The organism is Pelomonas sp. KK5 (assembly GCF_001984095.1).
GTDB lineage: Bacteria > Pseudomonadota > Gammaproteobacteria > Burkholderiales > Burkholderiaceae_C > KK5.
Genome location: NZ_LYVQ01000328.1, coordinates 1 through 5214, shown reverse-complemented (window position 1 = coordinate 5214; position 5214 = coordinate 1). Strand labels below are relative to the sequence as shown.

Sequence of the window (5214 nt, the reverse complement as noted above, 5' to 3'; positions counted from 1 at the left end):
CGGCGAAGGATTGGCTGATCGGGACTTGAGGCTGGGTGGCGGGCTGCATGGCGTGATTTTGCTGCAACGCAGCATCACGCGCCTGCTGTAATCGGCAGTAACCCGATACCAGGAGCGGCCTTGTGCGGCCAGCGCCCCCGCCGCAAGATCACCAGCGGTGGTGGACCTGTCCGTAGGCGTACTGCTCGTAGATGGCGCGCACCGCGGCCAGTTCCCCGGCCGACAGCGCCGGCAGGTCGCCCGCCGCCATGTTCTCCTCGATCTGCACCGGCCGCTTGCCGCCGGGGATTGCGCAGGTGACGGCCGGGTTCGAGAGGATCCAGCGCAGCGCGAACTGCGCCAGCGTCTGCCCTGCCGGGACCAGTGGCTTCAGCGCCTCGACGGCCGCCAACCCGGTCTCGTAGTCCAGGCCGGAGAAGGTCTCGCCCTTGTCGAACCACTGGCCGTCGCGGTTGCCGGCACGGTGGTCGTCGGGCTCGAAGCTGCTCTGCTTGCTGAGCTTGCCCGACAGCAGGCCCGAGGACAGCGGCAAGCGCGCCAGGATCGCCACCTTGCGGCGCAGCGTCTCCTGGAACAGCAGCTCCTGCGGGCGCTGGCGGAAGATGTTGTAGATGATCTGCACCGACTGCACGTTCGGGTACTCGATCGCCTTCAGCGCCTCCTCGACCTTCTCGACGCTGACGCCGTAGTGGCGCAGCTTGCCGGCCTTGACCAGGTCGTCCATCACGCCGAACACCTCGGGCATGTAGAACACCTGGGTCGGCGGGCAGTGGAGCTGGATCAGGTCCAGCGTGTCGGTGCCGAGGTTCTTCAGGCTGCGCTCGACGAAGCCGGTCAGGGCCTCGCGGGTGAAGCCCGCGGCCACATGCGGGTCCACGCGCCGGCCCAGCTTGGTGGCGACGTAGAACTTGTCCGACGGGCGCTCCTGGCGCAGCCGCGCGATCAGGCGCTCGCTGCGGCCGTCGCCGTAGACGTCGGCCGTGTCGATGAAGTTGACGCCCATGTCCAGCGCCTTGTGCAGCGCGGCCATCGAGTCCTCGTCGTTGACGGTGCCCCAGGTGCCGCCGATGGCCCAGGCGCCGAAGCTGACGGAGGAGACCTGCCAGCCGGTACGGCCGAATTCGCGGTATTTCATGGTTCGATCAGTGATGGTTGCCGTTGCCGTTGTGGTGGCCGGGGTGTGCGGGCACGCTGTTTAGCAGCTTGTCGCAGTACGCGATGGCGATGGCGGACAGCAGGAAGGCCAGGTGGATCACCGTCTGCGCCACCAGCACGCGGTCCTGCAGGTTCGGCGCATTGATGAAGCTGCGCAGCAGGTGGATGGAGCTGATGCCGATGATGGCGGTACCCAGCTTGACCTTGAGCACCGAGGCGTTGACGTGGCCCAGCCATTCCGGCTCGTCCGGATGGCCGCGCAGGTGCATGCGGCTGACGAAGGTCTCGTAGCCGCCGACGATCACCATGATCAGCAGGTTGGAGATCATCACCACGTCGATCAGCGAGAGGACCGCCAGCATGATGATGCTCTCGGTCAGCTCGGGCTCGGCGCCGTCGGGGAACTTGTAGCCCATGCTGGTGGTCAGGGCCTCCAGCGCATGGTGGTCGCCCATCGCCGCCTCGATCAGGTGGAACAGCTCCACGCCGAAGTGGTAGACGTAGACGCACTGCGCCAGGATCAGGCCCAGGTACAGCGGCAGCTGCAGCCAGCGGCTGGCGAAGATCAGGGCGGGCAGCGGGCCGAGCTTGTGGTTGGGGTGGGGTGTGCTCATCGTGGGCGAGTTTGTAACTTGAATTCGTGTCAGTGCGATATCAGCGTTAGGTTGCGAGACTCAACTCGCCACCAGCCCGTTGCGGATCGCGTACACCGTCAGCTCGGAGTTGTTGGCCAGGCCCAGCTTTTCCAGCACCCGGGCGCGGTAGACGCTGACCGTCTTGGGGCTCAGCATCAGCTCCTCGGCGATGTCCGAGAGCCGCTTGCCGCTGGCGATCATCACCAAGGTCTGCAGCTCGCGGTCGGACAGCTTCTGGTGCGCCTGCTCGGTGACCGGGGCGGTGAGGCTCTCCACCAGCATCTGCGCGATCTCGGGCGTCACGTACTTGCGGCCCTGCGCCACCGTGCGCACCGCCTGCACCAGCACGGCCGGGTCGCCGCCCTTGTTGACGTAGCCGTAGGCGCCGGCGCGCAGCGCGCGGATCGCGTACTGGTCCTCCGGGTACATGGAGACGATCAGCGTGCGGATCGGCGCAGCCTCGTCCTTCAGCACATGCAGCACGTCCAGGCCCGAACGGCCGGGCATGTTGATGTCCAGCACCAGCACGTCGCAGGGGTTCTCGGGGCCCAGCTTGCGCAGCAGCTCGCGCAGCTCGGAATAGTCGCCGGCCTCGCCGACGACCTCGATGTCGGACGCATCGGACAGCGTGTCGCGGATGCCGCGGCGGATCAGCGCGTGGTCGTCACAAAGAATGACTCTGATGTTTTTCATTCAGTCCACATCGAGGGATCGTGCATCGCCGTGAACAGGCCCTCGAGGCCCAGGTCCTCTTCGCCCTTGGCCTCCAGGGGCACCGAAAGTATCAGGCTCACGCCCTTGCTGCTGCTGCTCAAATCCACCCATCCTCCCACTGTCGCGGCGCGTTCGTGCAGGCCCCGGATACCGAAGCTGCGCGCCTTGGCCAGCGCGCCCGGCGCGATGCCCTGCCCATTGTCACTGAGCTCCAGGGTCAGCACGCCGGAGTCGATCGAGAGCTCGATGTCCACCCGCGTCGCGCTGGCATGCTTGGAGACGTTGGTCAGCGCCTCCTGCGCCGTGCGGTAGGCCACCAGCGGCACGGCCGGCGGCAGGTTCATCTGCTCGTGGCTGGTGCGCACCGTCGTCACGATGCCGGTGCGCTTCTCGAAGCGGGCCGCCATCCACTGCACCGCCGCCACCAGGCCCTGCTCCAGGATGGCCGGCCGCAGGTTGTGCATGATGCGCTGGCTGGCCTCGATGGCCGAGCTGACCGTCTCCAGCGCCGCGGCGGTGCGCTGCTTGACGCCCTCGTCCAGCGCGTGGCGGGCGATCCAGGCCAGGTCGAACTTCAGCGCGGTCAGCGTGCCGCCGACGTCGTCGTGGATCTCGCGTGCGATCGCGGCGCGCTCCATCTCGATGCTGGTCTGCAGATGGCCGGCCAGCTCGTGCAACTGCTGCTTGGACTTGATCAGCTCGCGGTTGGCGTCCAGCCGCGCCCGCTCGGACTCGTGCGCCTCGATCGCGTGGATCAGCGCCGGCGCCAGGCGCGCCAGGTTGTTCTTCAGCAGGTAGTCGGAGGCGCCGGTGCGCATGGCGGCCACCGCCGTGTCCTCGCCGATCTCGCCGGAAACAAGGATGAAGGGCACCGGCTGCTGCCGCGCCTTCACCAGGTCCAGCACCACCATGCCGGAGAAGCCGGGCAGGTTGTAGTCGGAAATGACGGCGTCCCACTCTTCCAGCAGCGCCTGCTGGACGCCGGCCAGGGTATCCACCCGCAGCACCTCCGGCCGGATCTGGGCGCGGCGCAACTCGGCCAGGATCAATTGATGATCCAGTTCGGAATCCTCGACGTGGAGAATGCGCAGCGCTCGCTCGGCAGGGGCAGTGGACATGGCCCCGCAGTATGCCCTCCCCGCGGAAGCCCGAAATGCCTCGCGTCAGCGGCCGAATATGCGTCGAGATTGGGAATTAGGATAAATAGGCACGCACTGTGTGAAATGTGTTGTCGACAGGCGGCCCGGAATTGCCGAAGATGCCGAGTTGTAAATAGGCCCCACATCGCACCAGGTTTTTTGTCAAGACCACGACCATGGGAACCCGGCGCAACACGATTCCGACAAGAGGGTGAGCGGGAAATGCAGACAGACGAGACGACGCCAGAGCCGGACGACGACGACGAGCCGGGCATGATGCCGCTGCTGGCGGCGGCGGAGCTGCAGGACCACCTGATGACCGTCTCCAACGACCTGGAGCGGCTGCAACGCCTGCTGGACGACGCCGGCGAGGCGCTCTCCATGCACTTCTACAGCGCCGCGGGCGTCGTGCAGAACCTGCTGCGCCGCGCCGACGACCTGCCCCCGGGCTGCGCCGAGGCGCTGCGCCAGGTCGGCGAGGACATCGCTGGCGCCGTCACCGCCATGCAGTTCCAGGACATGTCCACCCAGCTGATCGCCCACACCAGCCAGCGCCTGCGCAACTGCCAGGACCAGCTGGCCCGCGACACCTTCGGCGACGACGAGGACGGCGCCGCCGTCGTCGAGATCGCCCCGCTGCGGCCCAATCCCGTCACGCAGGACGAGATGGACGCCGGCTCGATCGAGCTGTTCTGACGGCCAGAGATTCAAGAAAACACCCGATCTACCGAACTAGCACCTGATACCCGGAGAAAACAAAATGCACTCAATCCTTGCCGTGGACGATTCGGCCTCGATGCGCCAGATGGTGTCCTTCACGCTGAAGAATGCCGGTTTCAACGTGGTGGAAGCGGTGGATGGGCAGGATGCCTGGGAAAAGTCCAGCAGTCGCGACTTCGACCTGGTGCTGACCGACCAGAACATGCCCCGCATGGACGGCATCAGCCTCACCAAGAAGCTGCGCGACAACCCGAAGTTCAAGACCACGCCGATCCTGATCCTGACCACCGAGTCCAGCGACCAGATGAAGCAGGCCGGCCGCGCCGCCGGCGCCACCGGCTGGCTGGTGAAGCCATTCGACCCGGCCAAGCTGATCGAAGTGATCGGCAAGGTCATCCGCTGAAGTAACCGACCAGCTAGACGGAGTTCAAAAGCATGGGAGAAATGACGTCCGAAGGCGCGAGCCTGAGTGCCGGCATCGATCTGAGCCAGTTCTACCAGGTCTTCTTCGAGGAAGCCGGCGAGAACCTGGACAGCATGGAGCAGTTGCTCCTCAACCTCAACGTCGAGACCGCCGACGACGAGGAGCTCAACGCGATCTTCCGCTGCGCGCACTCGATCAAGGGTGGCGCCGCCACCTTCGGCTTCGGCGACGTGGCCGAGCTGACCCACATCATGGAGACGCTGCTGGACAAGCTGCGCCGCCACGAGCTCCAGCCCACCTCCGCGATGGTGGACGTGCTGCTGCAGTCCGGCGACGCGCTGCGCTCGCTGCTGGCGCGCCACCAGGGCTCGTCGGGCGAGGTGGTCGACGCCACCGACCTGATCGCCACGATCGGCGCCTTCGTCAA

The 5214-nt window shown here is 66.3% G+C and carries 7 protein-coding genes; 3 read left to right on the top strand and 4 right to left on the bottom strand.

Annotated elements, in window-relative coordinates; genetic code table 11:
• Positions 1-148: 148 nt before the first annotated feature.
• The 4 genes from B0W88_RS29480 to B0W88_RS29465 are packed head-to-tail and all read right to left on the bottom strand — an operon-like array spanning position 149 to position 3622.
• The gene (locus B0W88_RS29480; protein WP_077038096.1) at positions 149-1135 is read right to left on the bottom strand and encodes an aldo/keto reductase; all 987 of its coding nucleotides are present in this window, start codon (positions 1133-1135) and stop codon (positions 149-151) included.
• 7 nt (positions 1136-1142) lie between these two features.
• Positions 1143-1769 (bottom strand): YqhA family protein, encoded by a 627-nt coding sequence (locus B0W88_RS29475; protein ID WP_077038095.1) that lies wholly within the window; start codon positions 1767-1769, stop codon positions 1143-1145.
• 60 nt (positions 1770-1829) lie between these two features.
• Positions 1830-2483, bottom strand: coding sequence for a response regulator transcription factor (locus tag B0W88_RS29470; protein ID WP_077038094.1), 654 nt, complete (start codon positions 2481-2483; stop codon positions 1830-1832).
• A complete protein-coding gene (locus B0W88_RS29465) occupies positions 2480-3622 on the bottom strand; it encodes a histidine kinase (protein WP_077038093.1) in 1143 nt (380 codons plus the stop codon). Before B0W88_RS29465 ends, B0W88_RS29470 begins: the two co-directional genes overlap by 4 nt.
• 243 nt (positions 3623-3865) lie before the next feature.
• On the opposite strand from B0W88_RS29465, the gene B0W88_RS29460 reads away from it, so the two are divergent.
• The 3 genes from B0W88_RS29460 to B0W88_RS29450 form a co-directional block, all read left to right on the top strand.
• Complete coding sequence (locus B0W88_RS29460; RefSeq protein ID WP_077038092.1) at positions 3866-4339, top strand: hypothetical protein; 474 nt, start codon at positions 3866-3868, stop codon at positions 4337-4339.
• A gap of 64 nt (positions 4340-4403) precedes the next feature.
• Positions 4404-4766: a response regulator gene (locus tag B0W88_RS29455; protein WP_077038091.1), complete on the top strand. Its 363-nt coding sequence runs from the start codon at positions 4404-4406 to the stop codon at positions 4764-4766.
• Between the two features lie 32 nt (positions 4767-4798).
• The coding region (locus B0W88_RS29450) for an Hpt domain-containing protein (RefSeq protein ID WP_198937974.1) at positions 4799-5214 on the top strand (416 nt) is incomplete at its 3' end.

What these genes read in the sequence shown, in the direction of transcription:
- B0W88_RS29480 (WP_077038096.1), bottom strand. Translation starts at nt 1,135, where the DNA reads ATGAAATACCGCGAATTCGGCCGTACCGGCTGGCAGGTCTCCTCCGTC.
- B0W88_RS29475 (WP_077038095.1), bottom strand. Translation starts at nt 1,769, where the DNA reads ATGAGCACACCCCACCCCAACCACAAGCTCGGCCCGCTGCCCGCCCTG.
- B0W88_RS29470 (WP_077038094.1), bottom strand. Translation starts at nt 2,483, where the DNA reads ATGAAAAACATCAGAGTCATTCTTTGTGACGACCACGCGCTGATCCGC.
- B0W88_RS29465 (WP_077038093.1), bottom strand. Translation starts at nt 3,622, where the DNA reads ATGTCCACTGCCCCTGCCGAGCGAGCGCTGCGCATTCTCCACGTCGAG.
- B0W88_RS29460 (WP_077038092.1), top strand. Translation starts at nt 3,866, where the DNA reads ATGCAGACAGACGAGACGACGCCAGAGCCGGACGACGACGACGAGCCG.
- B0W88_RS29455 (WP_077038091.1), top strand. Translation starts at nt 4,404, where the DNA reads ATGCACTCAATCCTTGCCGTGGACGATTCGGCCTCGATGCGCCAGATG.